We start from the raw sequence: 17618 nt of genomic DNA, 5'->3' as shown, positions 1-17618 counted from the left end.
TCAGCCGGCGAGCAGACCGTCGCGCAGGGCCTCGACCGACCCCTGCCGGAACCGCTGCGCGATCGCGGATGACGCGGGCGCGAGGCCGTACGCCCCGTGGTACATCCCGGGCACGACGTCGAGCGCGCAGGGGACACCGGCCGCGACGAGCCGGGCGGCGTAGGCGAGGTCCTCGTCGTGGAAGAGGTCCGCGTCGCCGACCCCTATCCACGCCGGCGCCAGCCCGGTGAGGTCCTCGCGCCGTGCGGGAGCCGCGTACGGGCGCTCCTCCGTCGCGCGCACCGGGTGGCCGAGGTAGGCGGTCCAGCCGGAGCGGTTCGAGGGGCTGGTCCACACGAGCGTCTCCGGCTGGTCGGCGCGCAGCACCGTCCGGTCGTCGAGCATCGGGTAGACGAGCAGCTGGAAGGCCACGTCGACGCCCTCGTCGTACGCCCGTTGCGCCAGCGCCGCCGCCAGCCCGCCCCCGGCGCTCTCGCCGCCCACCGCGACCCGCGCAGGATCGACGCCCAGCTCGTCGGCCTGCGTGTGCAGCCACCGCAGAGCCGTCGTGCAGTCGTCGAGCGCGGCCGGGAACGGGTGCGCCGGGGCGAGCCGGTAGTCCACGCTCACCACCACCACGCCCAGCTCGCGCACGAACCGGGCGCAGGCCTCGTGGTCGTTCGCGGCGGCGCCGGCGACGTAGCCGCCGCCGTGGACCCAGAGCAGCGCGCCGCCGGACGGAGCGTCGACGGGGGTGCCGGACGACGGCCGGTAGACCCAGACGGGCACGCTCGACCCCTCGTGCGTCGCCGTGGCGGGCCGCGCGTCGACGTCGGACGGCGGTTCCGGGGACGGCAGCGGCAGCACGGCGAGGAGCCGGCGGGCCGGCGCCGAGGTCAGCAGCCCGGTCGGGAGCCAGAGCATCGGCGTGCGCAGCTCCGGCGGGACCGCGGCGACCAGCCGGCGGTGCTCCAGCAGCAGCCGTCCGAGGTGGCCGGCCACCGCGAGGCCGGCGAGCAGGAGCGGACGGGACAGCGGGGGACGGGCCACGCCCACACGGTCGCACGGCCCGCGGTGGGCGCCCGGTCGGAGGGTCCTGACAGGCTGCGGTGAGCAGGACGGACGGGGCCCGTCCCGGCACGACGAGGAGGACGCATGAGCAGACGGTCCGAGGGGACGTTCGAGGTGCTGGGCTTCACGCCGGCCGACGTCGAGCCGGCGGTCGACGTGACGACCGCGATGCCGGTGGGCGTGGCGGCGATGGAGAAGCGCTACACCGGCGAGGTCGACGGCACGTCCGCGACCTGGTTCGTCGGCGGGCAGGCGCCGAGCGGCGACGGCACGTACGTGGCGCTGGAGGCCTTCGCCGGGAGCCTGGACACCCGGGCGGGGGCCTTCGTCTTCGTGCACGCGGCGTCGACGCACGGCGAGGACCGCTACGCCGAGTACTTCACCATCGCCACCGGCAGCGGCACCGACGAGCTCGCCGGCATCTCGGGCTCGGGCGGCATGGGCGTCGACGAGGACGGCACGCACCGGATCTGGTTCGACTGGGACCTGCCCTCCGCGTGACCCCGGAGGACGGCGCGGAGCGGGAGGAGCTGCTCGTCCGCTACCGCGCGCTGGTGGACGACGCGCTGCCCGCGGCGGCGCGGCGCGACGGCTGGTCGCTCCGCCTGAACCACTGCTTCGGGCGGGTGCTCCTGGACGACGCCGTCGGCGGCTGCTGGTACGACCACCTCAACCGGCGGGCGGGCCCGGCCTACCGGCAGCTGGACGACGCGCAGCTGGCGGGTGCCGTCGCGCTCGGCGAGCGGCTGCTGGTCGAGGGCGACCCGCTGCTGCGCACGCTGGACGCCCGGTCCCTGGCGTGGCGGGGCAAGGCCCCGAAACGGTCCCGCGCGACCGGCCGGTGACCCTCGTCGGCGAGGGGCGGCCGGAGCGCTGAGGCCCGGTGATGGTCCGCGGGGGGCCGGGCCTCAGCACGTCTGTCCGGCGGGTCCTACTCCGCCACGAAGGAGCTCGGGTCGACCGAGACGATCTGGCCCTGGCCGTCGGCCCCGAGGAAGGCCTTGTAGAGCGACCGGGCGGAGGCGTAGAGCTTGCCGTCGAGGTAGAGCAGCCCGCTCGGCTGGGTCACCTGGGCGTACGTGCGCTTGCCGTCCGAGGCGACCTTGACGATCTGGCCGATCTCGTCGGGGTTGAAGCCGGGGGGCGGCGGGCCCTGCGGAGCCCCGTCGATGGCCTCCGAGACGTAGACCGTCCCGTCGGGCGCGACGGCCACCCCCGTCGGGGACGTGAAGCCCGTGAGGGTCTTGACCAGCTTGCCGTTCTTGTCCACGACGTAGACCCGGCCCTGGTCCTCCGCCTCGCTGGACAGGCCCGAGACGTAGAGCAGACCGCCCGGCCCGTACGCGAGCCCGGTCGGGACCGGGTCGCAGCTGGGCCCGGCGGGGCTGTTCTGCTCGGCGGTGGCGCAGGACCCGGTCGTGATGGTCTGCGGGACGAAGAAGGTCGAGACCTTGCCCTTCCTGCTGACCGCGAGGACGTCGTTCGCACCGGCGTCGGCCACGAGGAGGAAGCCGCCCCTGGCCTTGCTCTTCACCACGAAGTACGGGTTGGAGAGGGTGTCGTCCTCGGGGCCGGTGCCCTGGGTCTGGTTGTCCGGGTTGTACGTCTGCTCGTACTTGAGCAGGTTCGCGAACACCCGGGGCGACCCACCGGGCTTGGCCACGTGCAGCCGCTGCGTCGCGGGTCCCTCCTTGCCGCCGGGTCCGGACGAGCCGGCCGCCAGGTAGAGCTTGGACCCCGCCTTCACGACGCCCTGCGCGTTCGGCACGCCCTTGACGACCGTGGTGCGCGCCCCGCCGACCTTCGCGACCCTGGCGATCTGGTTCAGGCCCGACTCGGCGACGTAGAAGAAGTCACCGCTGGCGCTGAGCTGGCGCGGGTCGGTGAGGTTCTTGGCCACGACCTTGACCTTGGCCGGCGTCTCCGCGGCCTTGGCCGTGCCGGCCGTCGCGGGCGCACCGCCGACCAGCCCCGCGCAGGTCAGCGCCGTGGCCGCGACGAGCGCGACCCGATTTCGTACGAGCATCCGTTTCCCCCCGAATGTGATCTGGTTCACCCCCTGACGGGGCGTGCAGAACGTATTGCAGGGGCTGAGCGGTTGACCAGACTTTCTCAGAAAGGTTCAGGAATTCGTCCGCCGAGGTCAACCAGTGACACGGCAGGGCACGAGGCCCTGGCGGCTCTTCAGCGCGACGACCCGCGTCGCGCTCTGCTCGACCCGCTTCCGGAACGCGCGGTCCGTGCGCGCCCGGTCGAGCAGGCCGTCGTGGACCTGGACCGCGGCGCTCGTGCTGCCGACGAGGGCCAGGTCTCCGCCCGCCTCCAGGAAGCGGACGCCGCGGGTGCGGACCGAGGTCGAGGCGAGGGCCTTGCCGAGCAGGTCGTCGGAGACGACCACGCCGTCGAACCCGAGGTCGTGGCGCAGCATGCCCTCGACGACCGTGCGGGAGTAGGTCGCCGGGTGGTCGGCGTCGATCCGGGAGTAGACGGCCGAGGACACCATCACGGCGTCGGTGCGGTGCTCGACGTCCGCCCGGAACCCGGCCAGCAGCGCGTCGTGCCGGGTGGTCCGCGTGTCGACCACGCGGGCGGTGAAGTCGGTGTTGCCGCGGACGCGACCGAGGCCGGGGAAGTGCTTGACGGCGGTGGCCGTCCCGCCGGCGTGCATGCCCTCGACCACGGCCACGGTCTTGCGGGCCACCACCGACGGCTCGGGGCCGAAGCCGCGGCGCAGCGCGTAGACCGGCTGGTTCGCGGCGCCGACCGAGCTCGGCACGACGTCGGCGACGGGCGCCAGGTCGAGGTCGATCCCCGCACGCCCGAGCTGTTCGGACCACGTCTCGGCGCGCCGGCGCAACGTCTGGTCCGACCAGCCCGCCTGGGTCCGGGCGCTCGGGATCGTGTCGAAGCCCGGGCCCTTCAGCCGCTGGACGAGCCCGCCCTCCTGGTCGACCGCGACCAGCAGCCCCACCCCGTCGACCTCGTCGAGGTCGTCGCGCAGGTCGTCGACCAGGTCCCTGGTCGCGGCGCGGCCCGCCGTGCTGTTGCCGAGCAGGACGACCGAGCCGAGGTGCAGGCGACGGATCGTCTCCGCACCCTCCCGGCTCGCCCGGGTCGAGCTCTGCGCGACCATCACCGTCTGCCCGACCTGCTCGGCCAGGCTCATCCCGTGCACGACCGCCGCGCAGGTCGGTTCCCGCGGTGCTGGCTTGGACGTCGAGGGTGCGGGCGTGGGCGTGGGCTTGGAGGTCGGCGTCGCGCTGGGGGTGGGTGACGGGGCGGAGGTCGAGGCCGTCGTCGTCGGGGTCGTCGGGGTCGTCGCCGGGACCGGGGCGAGGGCCGGGCCCGTGCCGCAGGCGGCGAGCAGCACCGCGAGCGGGAGGAGACCGGCGGCGACGGCAGGGCGGAGCACCCGGCGACCCTAGGCGCTCGAGGCGTCGGAGGACACTGGCGTCGTGGTCTACCTGCCCCCGCTGCGGCACCCGCGGGTCACCTGGGGGAGCTGGAGCGTGGACTTCTCCGCGCGGGTCCTCACCATGGGCATCGTCAACCGGACGCCGGACTCGTTCTTCGACCGCGGCGCGACGTACGCGCTCGAGCGCGCGGTCGGTGCCGTGGTCGCCGCGGCCGAGGCCGGGGCGGACTGGGTGGACGTGGGCGGCGTGCCCTTCTCCCCGGACACGCTCGACGTGAGCCTCGCCGAGGAGCTCGACCGCGTCGTGCCCGTCGTGCTGGGGGCCCGGGTCTGGACCGACGTGGTCCTGTCCGTCGACACCTGGCGCCCGGAGGTCGCCCGGCAGGCGCTGGCGGCCGGCGCCGTCGTCGTCAACGACACGAGCGGGCTGCGCGACCCCGAGCTCGCCGACGTCGTGGCCGCGTCGGACGCGGGCGTCGTCATCACCCACAGCCTCGCGGCGCCGCGGACGCACCTGCGCCGGCCGCGCTACGACGACGTCGTCGACGAGGTGAAGGCCCACCTGGCCGACCGCGTGCAGGCGGCCGTCGACCGCGGCGTGCCCGAGGACCGGATCGTCATCGACCCCGGGCACGACCTGAACAAGAACACCCGCCACAGCCTGGAGCTGACCCGCCGGCTGCCCGAGATCGCCGACCTCGGCCTCCCGCTGCTCGCGGCCGTCTCCAACAAGGACTTCGTGGGGGAGTCGACCGGGCTGCCCAAGCCCGCCCGGCTCGCGCCCTCGCTGGCCGCGGCGAGCGCCTGCGTGCTCGGCGGGGCACGGCTCCTGCGGATGCACGACGTGGCCGCCTCGGTCGCGGCGGCGCGGATGCTCGAGGCGGTCCTGGGGCTGCGCGAGCCGACCGGCCTGCGGCACAACCTCGAGGACGACCCCGACGACCCGGCGGGCCCGGACGAGGTCACGGACGTCGCCGGCTGACCCGGCGCCGGGCCCGCCGGTCCTGTCGGAGGTCCTCACTACTGTGGCGCCCGTGGAGGTCTGGAGCCGGGCGCAGGTGCTGGCCGCCGCCCCGGACGACGCCTCGCGCCGGGCGGCCACGCCGCTGACGGCCACCCGGCTCTGGTCGGAGTCCGGCCGGGGGGCGGAGGGCCTGCTCTGGGGCCGTTGCCGCGGGTCGGCGACGTACGCCGTCGTGGCCGACCCGGGACGCTCGTACGCCTGCAGCTGCCCGAGCCGGAAGTCCCCGTGCAAGCACGCCCTGGCGCTGCTGCTGCGCTGGGCGGACGGCCTCGTGCCGCCGGGTGACGAGCCGGCGTGGGTGTCGGCGGCGGCGGGTTCGCGGCGCGAGCCCCGACCGGCCGAGGAGCGCGAGCCCGACACCGACGCCGCGGCCGCCCGCGTCGCGGAGCGGCGGGCCAAGGTCACGGCCGGGCTCGAGGAGCTGGACCGCTGGCTGCACGACCAGGTGCGGACCGGGCTGAGCGTCTGGGAGCGGCGCGCCTGGACGCACGTCGAGGGCGTGGCCGCGCGGATGGTCGACGCCCAGGCCCCCGGCGTCGCGGGGATGCTGCGCGGCCTGCCCGGGCTGCTCGCCCGGGACGCCTGGCCGGAGCACCTCCTGGGCGCGCTGGCCGGGCTGCACCTGCTCGTCGTGGCCCACCGGGGTCTCGACCGGCTGCCCGACGACCTCGCCGCGACGGTTCGTGCGCGGGTCGGCTACCCCGTCGCCAAGGCCGCGGTCCTCGCCCGTCCCGGGCTCGTCGACCACTGGTGGGCGCTGGGTGCGGTGGACAGCCTCGACGGCCGGCTGGAGACGCGGCGGGTGTGGCTGTGGGGTCCGGCCACCCGCAGCTGGGCCCTGCTGCTGAGCTTCGCCGTCCCGGGCGCGGGGCTCGACGAGAGCGTCGCCGTGGGCCAGGTCGTCCACGGCGCCGTTCACCGCTACCCGGGCGCCGCCGAGCACCGGGTGCTGCTCGGGGAGCAGCTGCCGGTGGAGGAGGACGCCGTGCGGGAGGTCCAGGGGGCGAGCCCCGCGGAACCGGTCGCCGGCGCCGAGGGGCGCTGGGCGGCGCAGGTGGGGGCCGACCCGTGGGCCACCCGGATGCCCGCGGTGCTGCGGGCCGTGCCGGTGCCGCCGAGCCGGCCCGGCGAGCCCTGGCACCTGGCCGACCCGGACGGTTCCGCGGTCCGGCTCGTCACGGGCACGCCCGACCCGTGGCCCCTCCTCGCCGCCTCGGGCGGACGGCCGGTCGACGTGTTCGGCGAGTGGGGCCCGGCCGGCTTCAGCCCCGTACGCCTGGTCGAGCGGGACGCCGTCGGCGCGCGGCTGCTGGCGGTCGCGTGAGCACCACGGTGGCGCCCGACGTCGACCTCGTGAACGCCGCCCTGCTCGGCACGGACCGACGGTCCCTGCCCGTCCCCGCCGGAGGGGACCCGGCCGGCTGGCTGCTCGACGCCGCGGGCCGGCGGCGGGCCTCGACCCTGGTGGCCGGCGCCTCCACGGTCGTCCGCGTGCCCGAGCCCGGTCCTGAAGACGGGCCGCCCGCGCCACCGGCGGCCGCCCGGGAGGTCCTCGACGAGCTCCTGCTGCAGGGGTCGTCCGTCGTGCTCGACCTGTGGCTGCGCGAGGCGCTCACCGCCGGGTCCGGTCTCGCGCCCGAGCACTGGACGCCGGTGCTCGACCGGGCGCGCCGGTCGACCGACCTCGACCGGCGGCTGGGGCAGGCGCTGGGACCCCGGGGGCTGTGGTTCGCGCGGCACAACCCTGCGTGGTCCGCCGTCGTCCGGGCGGCCGAGGCACCGGGTCCCGCCGCACCGGAGCCCGCGCGGGGGCCGGACGACCTGGCCCGGCTGGCGCAGGACCCCGACCTCCTGCTGACCTGGCCCGACCCGTGGACCGCGGACGTGGGGCGCGTGGCGGTCGGGGTGCTCGCCGCCGGCCTCGTCGCGGTCCGGGCCGCCCGGGCCTTCGGCCAGCGCGTCGGCACGCGGGTGCCGCTGGAGACCGCGGCCGCGGTCGAGGCCGCCCGACCGGGGCTGCTCGACCCGGTCGCCGGCGCCTCCGCCCGTACGGGGCTCGCGGCCGCCGCCGAGGTCCTGCGCGTGCGCACCGCCCTCGCGCTCGCCTTCGACCCGGGCCAGGTCCCGCCCCCGGACCCGCCCGACCCGACCGAACCCGTACCCACCACCCCCCAGGAGCGTCCGTGAACCAGGCCCCGTCCGAGCAGGACCCCCAGGCGGCCCTCGTGGCGCCGGCCGTCCTCCGGCCGCACGCCGAGGTCGCGTCCGCCGCCGAGCTGGCGGCGCTGGAGGCCTTCGACGCGGAGCTGGGGCGCCCCCGGCCGCCCCGCTGGCGGATGTCGCCGTGGGCGGTCGTCACCTACCTCGTCGGCGGGACGCTGGCCGACGGGACGGTCGTGACGCCGAAGTACATCGGGTCGCGCCGGCTGATGGAGGTCGCGGTCGCGACCCTGGCCACCGACCGGGCGCTGCTGCTCCTGGGGCTGCCCGGGACCGCCAAGTCCTGGGTGTCCGAGCACCTCGCCGCGGCCGTGTCCGGCGACTCGACGCTGCTCGTCCAGGGCACGTCCGGGACGGCGGAGGAGTCGATCCGCTACGGCTGGAACTACGCCCGCCTGCTCGCCGAGGGCCCGACCCCGCAGGCCCTGGTGGCCTCGCCCGTGATGGTGGCCATGGAGCGGGGCGCGCTCGCCCGCGTCGAGGAGCTCACCCGCATCCCGTCCGACGTCCAGGACGCCCTCATCACCGTGCTGTCGGAGAAGGTGCTGCCGGTGCCCGAGCTCGGGCGCGAGGTGGCGGCGCTGCCCGGCTTCAACGTCATCGCCACCGCCAACGACCGGGACAAGGGCGTCAACGAGCTGTCCTCGGCGCTGCGGCGCCGCTTCAACACGGTGGTCCTGCCGCTCCCCGCGGACGCCGAGGACGAGGTGCGCATCGTCACCACCCGGGTCGCTGACCTCACCGCCTCGCTCCAGCTGCCGCCCGTCAGCACGGCCCGCGAGGAGATCGAGCGGGTCGTCACCGTGTTCCGGGAGCTGCGCTCGGGCGTCACCACGGACGGCCGGACCGCCGTCCGCTCGCCCACGGCCACGCTCTCCGCGGCCGAGGCCATCTCGGTGATGACCAACGGGATCGCGCTGGCCGCGCACTTCGGCGACGGCGTCCTGCGGCCCGCCGACGTCGCCGCCGGCATCGTCGGCGCCGTCGTCAAGGACCCGGTCGCGGACGCGCAGGCCTGGCGGGAGTACCTGGACGTCGTCGTCCGGGAACGGCCGGGCTGGGGCGCGTTCTACGAGGCGTGCACGGACGGCACATGAGCCTGGCGACGGAGCAGGGCAGCCTCGCTGCGGAGCAGAACAGCCTCGCTGCGGAGCAGGACCTCGAGCACGAGCCCGGGCAGCTGGCGGACGCGCGCGGGCCGGTCGAGGTCTTCGGCATCCGGCACCACGGGCCGGGCTCCGCGCGCTCGTTGGTCGCGGCGCTCGACGCGTACGCGCCGGACTGCGTGCTCGTCGAGGGTCCGCCGGACGCGGACGCCCTGCTGCGGTTCGTCGGCGACGAGGACCTCGTCCCGCCCGTGGCGCTGCTCGCGTACGCGCCGGAGGAGCCGCGGGTGGCGGCCTTCTGGCCGTTCGCCGGCTTCTCCCCGGAGTGGCAGGCCGTCCGGTGGGCCCGGCGCCACGACGTCGAGGTCGCCTTCTGCGACCTGCCCGCCTCGGCCACCCTCGCGCCGCGCGAGGCGACCCTGCTGGACGAGGTCCCGGACGACGAGCCCGACGAGGACGCTCCGGACGGCGACGACGGGACCGACGGGCCGTCGGCCGTCGACCTGCTGCTCGGCGCGGCGACCGCGAGGGGCCCGGAGGCGGAGGCGCGCCGCCGGCTCGCCAGCCGGGACCCGCTGGCCGCGCTCGCACAGGCGGGTGGCTACGACGACGCCGAGCGGTGGTGGGAGGACGTCGTGGAGGGCCGGCTCGACTCGTCGTCGCCCTTCCCGCTCGTGCTCGAGGCGATGGGGGAGCTCCGCCGGCTGGTCGGGCAGCGCCGCGGCCGCCACGGCGAGAACGAGGCGCGGCGGGAGGCGTACATGCGCCAGACCATCCGCGCCGCCCTCAAGCGCGGCCGGACGCGGGTGGCCGTGGTCTGCGGCGCCTGGCACGCGCCCGTCCTCACCGCGCCGCTCGGGCCGGCCGCGCCCGACGCCCGGCTGCTGCGCGGCCTGCCGAGGCGCAAGGTCGTCTGCACCTGGGTGCCGTGGACGCACCGGCGGCTCGCCGCGGCCAGCGGCTACGGCGCGGGGATCACCTCGCCCGGCTGGTACGCCCACCTCTTCGAGGCGCCGGACGTGCCGGTGACGCGCTGGCTGACCGCGGTGGCGGGGGAGCTGCGCGGCCGGGACCTCCCCGTGTCGAGCGCCTCGGTCATCGAGGCGGTGCGGCTGGCCGAGACGCTGGCCACGCTGCGCGGTCGCCCGCTGGCCGGCCTGACGGAGGTCACCGACGCCACCCGGGCCGTGCTGTGCGACGGCGACGAGCTGGCGCTGCGCTACGTCACCGACCGGCTCGTCGTGGGGGAGCGGCTGGGCGACGTGCCCGCGTCGGTGCCCACCGTCCCGCTCGAGGCCGACCTCCTGGCCACCACCCGGCGGCTGCGTCTCAAGCGGGAGCCCACCGCCCGCGCGCTCGACCTCGACCTGCGCCGCGGGATCGACCGCGAACGGTCGCAGCTCTTCCACCGGCTGCGCCTGCTCGAGCTCGGCTGGGCGAAGCCGGGGCAGAGCGACGTGCAGGCGACGGGGACGTTCCGTGAGACGTGGCGCCTGGCCTGGCAGCCCGAGCTGGCCGTGGCGGTGGTCGAGGCGGCCGTCTGGGGGACCACCGTCGAGTCGGCGGCGACCGCCCGCGTCGCCTCGGTCGTCGCGGGGCAGAGCCTCGTCGAGCTGGCCACCACCGTGGAACGCTGCCTGCTCGCCGGCCTGCCCGACGCCCTGGCGCGGTTGCTGGAGGCGTGCGCCGACCAAGCGGCCCGCGACGCCGACGTCGTGCACCTGATGGAGGCGCTGCCGGCCCTGGCCCGCGCCGCCCGCTACGGCGACGTCCGCGGCACCGACACGGGCGCCCTGCGCCAGACCGCCGAGGTGCTGGTCCGCCGGACCTGCGCCGGGCTCGGCCGGGCGACGACCGGCCTCGACGAGGACAGCGCCGTCCGGGTGCGCGACCTCGTGGACGCGGTGCACGCCGCCGTCGGCCTGCTCGCCGCGGAGGGCGACGACGGCGGGGTGCGGGCGGAGTGGCTCGCGACGCTGCAGGCCCTGGCCGACCGACGTGACCTGGCCCCGCTGCTGCAGGGCCGCCTGACGCGCCTGCTCGTGGACGCCGAGCTGGTCGACGACGCGCCGGAGCGGCTGCACCGGGCCCTTTCCTACGGCAGCCCGGCGCCGACCAAGGCCGCCTGGGTCGAGGGCTTCTTCACCGACGGTGCGGTGCTGCTCGTGCACGACCCCGCGCTGCGCGCCCTGCTCGACGGTTGGGTCCGGGGGCTGGCCGACGCCGAGTTCACCGACGTGCTGCCGCTCGTGCGGCGCACGTTCGGCACCTTCTCCACCGCGCAGCGCCGGGCGCTGGCCCAGCGGCTCGCCCACGGCGACCCTGTGCCCTCGGTGACGGGCACCGACCGCCTCGCCGACCTCGCGGCCCCGGCGCTGGCGACCGTCGAGACGATCCTGGCGGCGGGCCGGGATGCCTGACGCGACCGAGCCCGTCGGGGGCACGCCGGCCGAGGACGAGGGGGACAGCCGCGACCGCCGCTGGCGGCTGCTGCTCGGCGAGCCGGCCGAGGAGGCGCTGACGCCGGGCCTCACCGTGGACGAGCAGCAGATGGACCAGGCGCTCGGAGCCCTCTACGACGCGGAGGAGCCCGGCGAGGACGGCCGGACGCGGCGCCGCGGCGGGCTCGGGGCGACGGCCCCGTCCGTCGCCCGCTGGCTGGGCGACATCCGGACCTACTTCCCGACGTCGGTCGTGCAGGTCCTGCAGCGCGACGCGATCGAGCGCCTCGACCTGGCCTCGCTGCTGCTCGAGCCCGAGCTGCTCGACTCCGTCCAGCCCGACGTCCACCTGGCCGCGACGCTGGTCAGCCTGAACCGGGTGATGCCCGAGACGACCCGCCGCACGGCGCGCGTGGTGGTCGGCCGGGTGGTCGCCGAGATCGAGCGCCGGATCGCCCAGCCGACCCGGTCGGCGGTGCACGGTGCGGTCAACCGGGCCTCCCGCACATCCCGGCCGCGACCCCGCGACATCGACTGGAACGCCACCATCGCGGCCAACCTCAAGCACTACCTGCCGGAGCACCGCACCGTCGTGCCCGAGCGGCTGGTCGGCTACGCCCGCGCGTCGCCGGCCGTCTCCCGCGACGTGGTCGTCGCCCTCGACCAGTCCGGGTCGATGGCCGAGTCGGTGGTGTTCGGGGCGGTGTTCGCCGCCGTGCTGGCGTCCGTCCGGTCGCTGCGCACGTCGCTGGTCGTCTTCGACACCGAGGTCGTCGACCTCACGCCGCACCTCGACGACCCGGTCGACGTCCTCTTCGGCTGCCAGCTCGGCGGCGGCACCGACATCAACCGCGGGCTCGCGTACGCGGCGGGCCTGGTCCGTCAGCCCGAGAACACCCTGCTGGTGCTCGTCACCGACCTCTTCGAGGGCGGCGACGCCGAGCAGCTGCTGCGCCGCGTGGCCTCCCTCGTCCGCTCCGGCGTCACCGTCGTCGTCCTGCTGGCCCTGAGCGACTCCGGCACGCCCGCGTACGACCACGAGCACGCGGCCGCGCTGGAGGCCCTCGGCGTCCCGGCCTTCGCCTGCACGCCGGACGCCTTCCCGGACCTCCTGGCCGTCGCGCTGCGGCGCGGCGACGTCGGGGCCTGGGCCGCGCAGCAGCAGGCGGGCCGCGCGTGAGCGAGCCCGGGCACCCGCGACGCACGACGGCGCTCGTCGGCGTGCTGCTCGCCGTCCTGCTCGCGGTCGCGTACGCGGTGACGTCGGGCCTGGCGTCCGAGCCCGGCCCCGTCGTCCCGACCTCGGCGCCGCCGCTGCCGGTCCCGACGGCTACCACGACGACGCCGCCGCCCGGCACGCCGCAGCGCGGCGCCGACTTCCCGGTCCGCAAGGTCGGCGCCCTCGACGCCGACCGGAGCGTGCTCCTGAACGGCCGCGGGAGGGCCGAGCTGCGCTACCGCCGCGCCCCGCACAACGGGACGCGGCTGCACTTCATCTGCACCGGCTGCGACGGCGACACCTGGCTCGTCGAGCTGCCCCGGGGCAACCCGGTGGGAGGGGGCCCGCTGCTCAACCCCGCGGACGTGATCTGGGCCGTGGACACCGTCGCGCTCGGCCCGACCAGCAGCCTGCTCGTGCAGGCACCCCCGACCGCCCTGTGGACCGTCACGCTCACCCCGTTCGACGCCGTCCCCGTGAACGAGCAGACCTTCGGCTCCCTGGGCGACGACGTCGTGGCCGTCAGCGCGCGCTCCGACCTGCAGCTCACCTGCGGGGGCGCGTCCTTCGTCCGCACCCTCGCCCGCGGACCGGGGGAGGACGACTACGCGGTCGACACGCTGCAGCAGCAGGACGACCCGGGGACGTTCCCGGTGCGGCGACCGCCGGCCACCGACCGGATGATCCTGATGGTGTCGTGCCCGGGGCGCTGGACCGTCACGTTCCCGTGATGCCGAAGAGGGCGCGGGCGTTGCCGGACGCGAACCCTTCGCGAGCGTCGTCGTCCGGCAGCTCCTCGAGGAAGGTCGCGATCTCGGTGCGCGACGGCCGCTGGAACGGGTAGTCGGTCGAGAACAGCAGCCGGTCCGGCGTGGTCACCGCGAGCGCGTGGTGCAGCAGCGCGGGGCTGAGCATCCCGGAGGCGGTGACGTGGACGTTCGTGCGGACGTAGTCCGACACCCTGCGCTCCAGCCCGGCCACGCGCGACAGGCTGTCCGTCCGGTCGAGCCAGAAGAGCAGGAGCTCGCCCCAGTGCCCGAGCACGACCTGCAGGTCGGGGTGGCGGTCGAAGGTGCCGCGGACGATCAGCCGCAGGGCGGCGAGCCCGGCCTCGAGGTGCCAGCCCCAGCCGAACGTGGCCAGCGCCAGGTCGGTCGTCGGGTCGAAGCCGGCGTACTGCGCCTCCCGCACCGCGGGCGTCGGCACCTGCGGGTGGATGAAGACCGGCTGCCCCAGCGCGGCCGCCGCGGCGAGCACGGGCTCGTGGCGCGGGTCGTCGAGCGGCGTCTCCCCGACGCGCCCGTAGAGCATCACGCCCACGAACCCCAGCGCCGCGGTGCGCTCGAGCTCGGCGACGGCCGCCTCCGGGTCGGCCATCGGCAGCGTGGAGAACGCCCGCAGGCGGGTGGGGTGGCGGCGGACGGCCTCGGCGGCGACGTCGTTCGCGTCCCGGCTGAGCGGGACGGCGTCGGCCGCGTCGAGCGGGTGCGTCCCGGGCGGGGCCAGGGACACGACCGCGACGTCGATGCCCTGATCGTCCATCTGGGCGACTCGGCCGTCGCCGAGGTCGGCGAGGCGCGCGAGGTTGTCGCCCATCTCGTCGAACACGAGGCTGGGGTCGGACCGCCCGGCCGGCAGACCCCGTACGGCGGCGGTCACTGGGGGTGAGTCCCAGTGCTCCTCGATCGCGATCAGCTCCATCGCGGCTCCTCTCGGATCGGGCGGGGCAGCCGTGCGTGAGAACATGCAGACGTGAGCGCTGTCCCCTCTGTCTCGTACTCCATCACCGTACGGCTGGAGGTCCCGGCGGGCGGAGCCTCGGTCAGCCAGCTGACCACGGCCGTCGAGCAGGCCGGCGGGGCGGTGACCGCCCTCGACGTGACCGCCTCCGGGCACGAACGCCTGCGCATGGACGTCACGGTCGCGGCCCGCGACACCGACCACGCCGACCAGCTCGTGGAGCTGATGACCGCCGTGCCGGGGGTGACGATCGGCAAGGTCAGCGACCGCACGTTCCTGATGCACCTCGGCGGCAAGATCGAGATGGCCAGCAAGCACCCGATCCGCAACCGCGACGACCTGTCGATGATCTACACCCCGGGCGTGGCGCGGGTCTGCCTCGCCATCGCGAAGAACCCCGAGGACGCGCGCCGCCTGACGATCAAGCGGAACTCGATCGCCGTCATCACCGACGGCTCCGCGGTGCTCGGGCTGGGCAACATCGGCCCGCAGGCCGCGCTGCCGGTGATGGAGGGCAAGGCGGCGCTGTTCAAGCGGTTCGCCGGGATCGACGCCTGGCCGCTCTGCCTGGACACCCAGGACACCGAGGAGATCATCGCCGTCGTCAAGGCGGTGGCCCCGGGCTTCGCCGGCATCAACCTCGAGGACATCTCGGCGCCGCGGTGCTTCGAGGTGGAGCGTCGCCTCCGCGAGCAGCTCGACATCCCGGTCTTCCACGACGACCAGCACGGCACGGCGATCGTCGTCCTCGCCGCGCTCTACAACGCGCTGCGCGTGGTCGACAAGAACATCGCCGACGTCCGGATCGTCATGTCCGGCGCCGGGGCCGCGGGCACCGCGATCATCAAGCTCCTGCTCGAGGCCGGCGCGGGCGACATCGTCGTGGCCGACATCGAGGGCGTCGTGCACCGCCAGCGCGACGGGCTGGTCGGCGAGCTGCTCTGGCTGGCCGAGCACACGAACGCGCTGGACGTCACGGGGTCGCTCCGGGCTGCCGTCGCCGGCGCCGACGTCTTCATCGGCGTCTCCGCTCCGAACGTGCTCTCCGGCGAGGACGTCGCCACCATGGCCGACCAGGCCATCGTCTTCGCGCTGGCCAACCCCGAGCCCGAGGTCGACCCGGCCGAGGCCAGCAAGCACGCCGCGGTCGTGGCCACCGGTCGTTCGGACTTCCCGAACCAGATCAACAACGTGCTCGCCTTCCCCGGGGTGTTCCGCGGGCTGCTCGACGCGCGCAGCTCGGAGATCACCTCGACGATGCTGCTGGCCGCGGCCCGCGCGCTCGCCAGCGTGGTCTCCGACGCCGAGCTCAACGCCTCCTACATCACGCCGAGCGTGTTCAACGCCGACGTGCACACGGCGGTGGCCGCGGCCGTCCGCCGGGCGGCGGGTGGCCCGGCGGAGCTGCCGACCGAGGTCCTCGACACCGAAGCCGCGGTGTGAGCCAGGCGCCCACCTCCAGCCCGGCCCTCCGGCCTGCACCCGGGCGACCGGCCCGCACCGCCGCGACGGCCGCGGCGGTCGTCGGCGTCGCCGTGCACCTGTGGGGCCTCTACCGCGACCACGGCCCGCCGAGCGTCCCCTGGTTCCCCCAGGCCGACAAGCTCGAGCACCTCGTGGGCTTCGGCCTGCCCTGCTTCCTCGTCCTGCTCGCCCTGCACCTGCACGTCGCCGCGGCCGGACGGCTGCTCGCGGCCCGCACCGTCGGTCTCGTGGTCGGCCTCTTCGTCCTGCACGCCGTGGTGAGCGAGGTCGTCCAGGGCGACTTCTACACGACCCGGTCCGGTGACCCGTACGACGCGCTCGCCGACGTCACGGGCACCCTGCTGGGCCTGGGCGCGTACGTCCTCGTCCGGCGGCGGAGCGGCACGGTCGGCGCGGAGCCCGGAGCCACGACCAGGCGGGCGGCCCATGGCGGAGCGTGAACCCCGGCCCGGCGACCTGCTCGTGGCCAGCGTCGCCCTCGCCGACGGCGTCTTCAACGCCACCGTGGTGCTCGTCCTCGACTCCGACGCCGACGGCGCGCTCGGCGTCGTCCTCAACGAGCTCTCGCCGACCGGCCTCGAGACGGTGCTGCCGGACTGGGTGCCCGTCGTCTCCGAGCCGCGGCTGCTGTTCCACGGCGGCCCGGTCTCGCCCAACGGCGCCATCTGCCTCGCCCGCGTCCGGGTGCCGGGGGAGGAGCCGCCCGGCTGGCGACGGCTGTTCGGCGACGTGGGCCTGCTGCACCTCGACACCCCCGTCGAGATCGTGACCGGGGCGTACGCCGACCTGCGCATCTTCGCCGGCTACGCGGGCTGGGCCTCCGGGCAGCTGCAGGCCGAGATCGACCAGGGCATGTGGCACGTCGTCGGCGCCGAGCCCAGCGACGTCTTCGGCGACGCGCCGCTGGACCTCTGGCGTTCCGTGCTGCGGCGCCAGCGGACGCCCGTCGCGGTGTTCTCGACGTGGGTCGACGACCCCACCACGAACTGAGCCCGGCGCCCGACGCCGGGCGCGCCTGACCCCGGCCGGCGGGCCGACCCGGCGCGCGCTCCTTCGATCACGACGCGGTGACGACCGCGCGCATAGGATGTGGCCACGCCGGCAGGGTGCGACGGAGCGCCCCGCTGGTCCCGCGACGAAAGGGCTGTGCGTGTTCGACGCCATGGCAGTGGGCTCCAGCGAGCCGACCGAGACCAGCGCCGCACGCCCCCGCATCCTCGTCGTCGACGACGACGCGGCCCTGGCCGAGATGCTCTCCATCGTGCTGCGCAACGAGGGCTTCGAGCCGTTCTGGTGCGCGTACGGGGACAAGGCGCTGGCGTCGTTCCGGGAGAACCACCCCGACCTCGTCCTCCTCGACGTGATGCTGCCCGGGCGGGACGGCGTGGACGTGTGCCGCGACATCCGCGGCGAGTCCGACGTCCCGATCGTCATGCTCACCGCGCGCACCGACACCGTCGACGTGGTCGAGGGCCTCGAGGCCGGCGCGGACGACTACGTGTCCAAGCCGTTCAAGGCCAAGGAGCTCGTGGCGCGCATCCGCACCCGGCTGCGGCGGCTGCCGAGCGTCGTCGAGGAGGGCGAGGCCGACACGCTCGCCATCGGCGACCTCGTCATCAGCGTCGACGGCCACTCCGTCAAGCGCGACGGCGCGTCGATCGCGCTGACGCCGCTCGAGTTCGACCTGCTGCTCGCCCTCGCCCGCCGGCCCTGGCAGGTGTTCAGCCGCGAGGTGCTGCTGGAGCAGGTCTGGGGCTACCGGCACGCGGCCGACACGCGCCTGGTGAACGTCCACGTGCAGCGGCTGCGCTCCAAGATCGAGCGCGACCCCGAGCACCCGGAGATCGTCGTGACGGTCCGTGGCATCGGTTACAAGGCCGGCGAGCCCGTCCGCGCCTGACGTCGGGGCCGACGCGGC

Annotated in this window: 17 protein-coding genes; 13 read left to right on the top strand and 4 right to left on the bottom strand. The window is 75.7% G+C overall.

The annotated features are described in order from the left end of the window. The gene (locus ABD665_RS05320; protein WP_344741345.1) at nt 1-1029 is read right to left on the bottom strand and encodes an alpha/beta hydrolase; all 1029 of its coding nucleotides are present in this window, start codon (nt 1027-1029) and stop codon (nt 1-3) included. A gap of 105 nt (nt 1030-1134) precedes the next feature. Here ABD665_RS05320 and ABD665_RS05315 point away from each other — a divergent pair, with 105 nt between their 5' ends. Together ABD665_RS05315 and ABD665_RS05310 are read left to right on the top strand one after the other, a co-directional pair. Beyond that, complete coding sequence (locus tag ABD665_RS05315; protein ID WP_204911904.1) at nt 1135-1551, top strand: DUF3224 domain-containing protein; 417 nt, start codon at nt 1135-1137, stop codon at nt 1549-1551. Then, nucleotides 1548-1895 (top strand): hypothetical protein, encoded by a 348-nt coding sequence (locus ABD665_RS05310; RefSeq protein WP_204911905.1) that lies wholly within the window; start codon nt 1548-1550, stop codon nt 1893-1895. The genes ABD665_RS05315 and ABD665_RS05310 overlap by 4 nt, the downstream gene beginning before the upstream one ends. 86 nt (nt 1896-1981) lie before the next feature. On the opposite strand, the gene ABD665_RS05305 is transcribed toward ABD665_RS05310, so the two are convergent. Continuing rightward, nucleotides 1982-3076, bottom strand: coding sequence for a ScyD/ScyE family protein (locus ABD665_RS05305; protein ID WP_204911906.1), 1095 nt, complete (start codon nt 3074-3076; stop codon nt 1982-1984). A 117-nt stretch (nt 3077-3193) separates the two neighbouring features. Next, nucleotides 3194-4462, bottom strand: coding sequence for a glycoside hydrolase family 3 protein (locus tag ABD665_RS05300; RefSeq protein WP_204911907.1), 1269 nt, complete (start codon nt 4460-4462; stop codon nt 3194-3196). A 43-nt stretch (nt 4463-4505) separates the two neighbouring features. Between ABD665_RS05300 and folP the strand changes: the two genes are divergently transcribed. From folP to ABD665_RS05265, 7 genes are read left to right on the top strand one after another with little or no spacing between them, the layout of a single operon-like run. Beyond that, a complete protein-coding gene (gene folP / locus ABD665_RS05295) occupies nt 4506-5447 on the top strand; it encodes a dihydropteroate synthase (RefSeq protein ID WP_344741341.1) in 942 nt (313 codons plus the stop codon). 52 nt (nt 5448-5499) lie between these two features. Continuing rightward, on the top strand, nt 5500-6813 hold the full coding sequence (locus ABD665_RS05290) for an SWIM zinc finger family protein (protein ID WP_204911908.1): 1314 nt from the start codon (nt 5500-5502) through the stop codon (nt 6811-6813). Then, entirely contained in the window at nt 6810-7676 is an 867-nt protein-coding gene (locus ABD665_RS05285) for a DUF5691 domain-containing protein (protein WP_204911909.1), read from the top strand. The genes ABD665_RS05290 and ABD665_RS05285 overlap by 4 nt, the downstream gene beginning before the upstream one ends. Then, entirely contained in the window at nt 7673-8806 is a 1134-nt protein-coding gene (locus ABD665_RS05280; RefSeq protein WP_425562108.1) for an ATP-binding protein, read from the top strand. Before ABD665_RS05285 ends, ABD665_RS05280 begins: the two co-directional genes overlap by 4 nt. Further along, the gene (locus ABD665_RS05275) at nt 8803-11235 is read left to right on the top strand and encodes a DUF5682 family protein (protein WP_204911910.1); all 2433 of its coding nucleotides are present in this window, start codon (nt 8803-8805) and stop codon (nt 11233-11235) included. The genes ABD665_RS05280 and ABD665_RS05275 overlap by 4 nt, the downstream gene beginning before the upstream one ends. Next, nucleotides 11228-12436: a VWA domain-containing protein gene (locus ABD665_RS05270; RefSeq protein ID WP_204911911.1), complete on the top strand. Its 1209-nt coding sequence runs from the start codon at nt 11228-11230 to the stop codon at nt 12434-12436. The genes ABD665_RS05275 and ABD665_RS05270 overlap by 8 nt, the downstream gene beginning before the upstream one ends. Next, a complete protein-coding gene (locus ABD665_RS05265) occupies nt 12433-13206 on the top strand; it encodes a hypothetical protein (RefSeq protein WP_204911912.1) in 774 nt (257 codons plus the stop codon). Before ABD665_RS05270 ends, ABD665_RS05265 begins: the two co-directional genes overlap by 4 nt. On the opposite strand, the gene ABD665_RS05260 is transcribed toward ABD665_RS05265, so the two are convergent. Further along, a complete protein-coding gene (locus ABD665_RS05260) occupies nt 13193-14176 on the bottom strand; it encodes an amidohydrolase family protein (protein WP_204911913.1) in 984 nt (327 codons plus the stop codon). The genes ABD665_RS05265 and ABD665_RS05260 overlap by 14 nt on opposite strands. 51 nt (nt 14177-14227) lie before the next feature. On the opposite strand from ABD665_RS05260, the gene ABD665_RS05255 reads away from it, so the two are divergent. From ABD665_RS05255 to mtrA, 4 genes are all read left to right on the top strand, one after another. After that, the gene (locus ABD665_RS05255) at nt 14228-15658 is read left to right on the top strand and encodes a malic enzyme-like NAD(P)-binding protein (RefSeq protein WP_204911914.1); all 1431 of its coding nucleotides are present in this window, start codon (nt 14228-14230) and stop codon (nt 15656-15658) included. Continuing rightward, nucleotides 15655-16140, top strand: a complete 486-nt coding sequence (locus ABD665_RS05250; RefSeq protein ID WP_204911915.1) for a VanZ family protein — start codon at nt 15655-15657, stop codon at nt 16138-16140. Before ABD665_RS05255 ends, ABD665_RS05250 begins: the two co-directional genes overlap by 4 nt. Further along, nucleotides 16127-16690: a YqgE/AlgH family protein gene (locus ABD665_RS05245; protein ID WP_204911916.1), complete on the top strand. Its 564-nt coding sequence runs from the start codon at nt 16127-16129 to the stop codon at nt 16688-16690. Before ABD665_RS05250 ends, ABD665_RS05245 begins: the two co-directional genes overlap by 14 nt. A gap of 172 nt (nt 16691-16862) precedes the next feature. Beyond that, nucleotides 16863-17600 carry an MtrAB system response regulator MtrA gene (gene mtrA / locus ABD665_RS05240; RefSeq protein ID WP_204914205.1) on the top strand — a complete coding sequence of 246 codons (738 nt, stop codon included), beginning with the start codon at nt 16863-16865 and terminating at the stop codon, nt 17598-17600. Nucleotides 17601-17618: the final 18 nt, after the last annotated feature.

The organism is Microlunatus spumicola (assembly GCF_039536445.1).
Lineage (GTDB): Bacteria > Actinomycetota > Actinomycetes > Propionibacteriales > Propionibacteriaceae > Microlunatus > Microlunatus spumicola.
This window is presented reverse-complemented; position numbering and strand designations above follow the sequence as displayed.

Coding starts and splice junctions, on each gene's coding strand:
- ABD665_RS05315 (WP_204911904.1), top strand. CDS start 1,135: ATGAGCAGACGGTCCGAGGGGACGTTCGAGGTGCTGGGCTTCACGCCG.
- ABD665_RS05305 (WP_204911906.1), bottom strand. CDS start 3,076: ATGCTCGTACGAAATCGGGTCGCGCTCGTCGCGGCCACGGCGCTGACC.
- ABD665_RS05275 (WP_204911910.1), top strand. CDS start 8,803: ATGAGCCTGGCGACGGAGCAGGGCAGCCTCGCTGCGGAGCAGAACAGC.
- ABD665_RS05270 (WP_204911911.1), top strand. CDS start 11,228: ATGCCTGACGCGACCGAGCCCGTCGGGGGCACGCCGGCCGAGGACGAG.
- ABD665_RS05260 (WP_204911913.1), bottom strand. CDS start 14,176: ATGGAGCTGATCGCGATCGAGGAGCACTGGGACTCACCCCCAGTGACC.
- ABD665_RS05245 (WP_204911916.1), top strand. CDS start 16,127: ATGGCGGAGCGTGAACCCCGGCCCGGCGACCTGCTCGTGGCCAGCGTC.
- mtrA (WP_204914205.1), top strand. CDS start 16,863: ATGGCAGTGGGCTCCAGCGAGCCGACCGAGACCAGCGCCGCACGCCCC.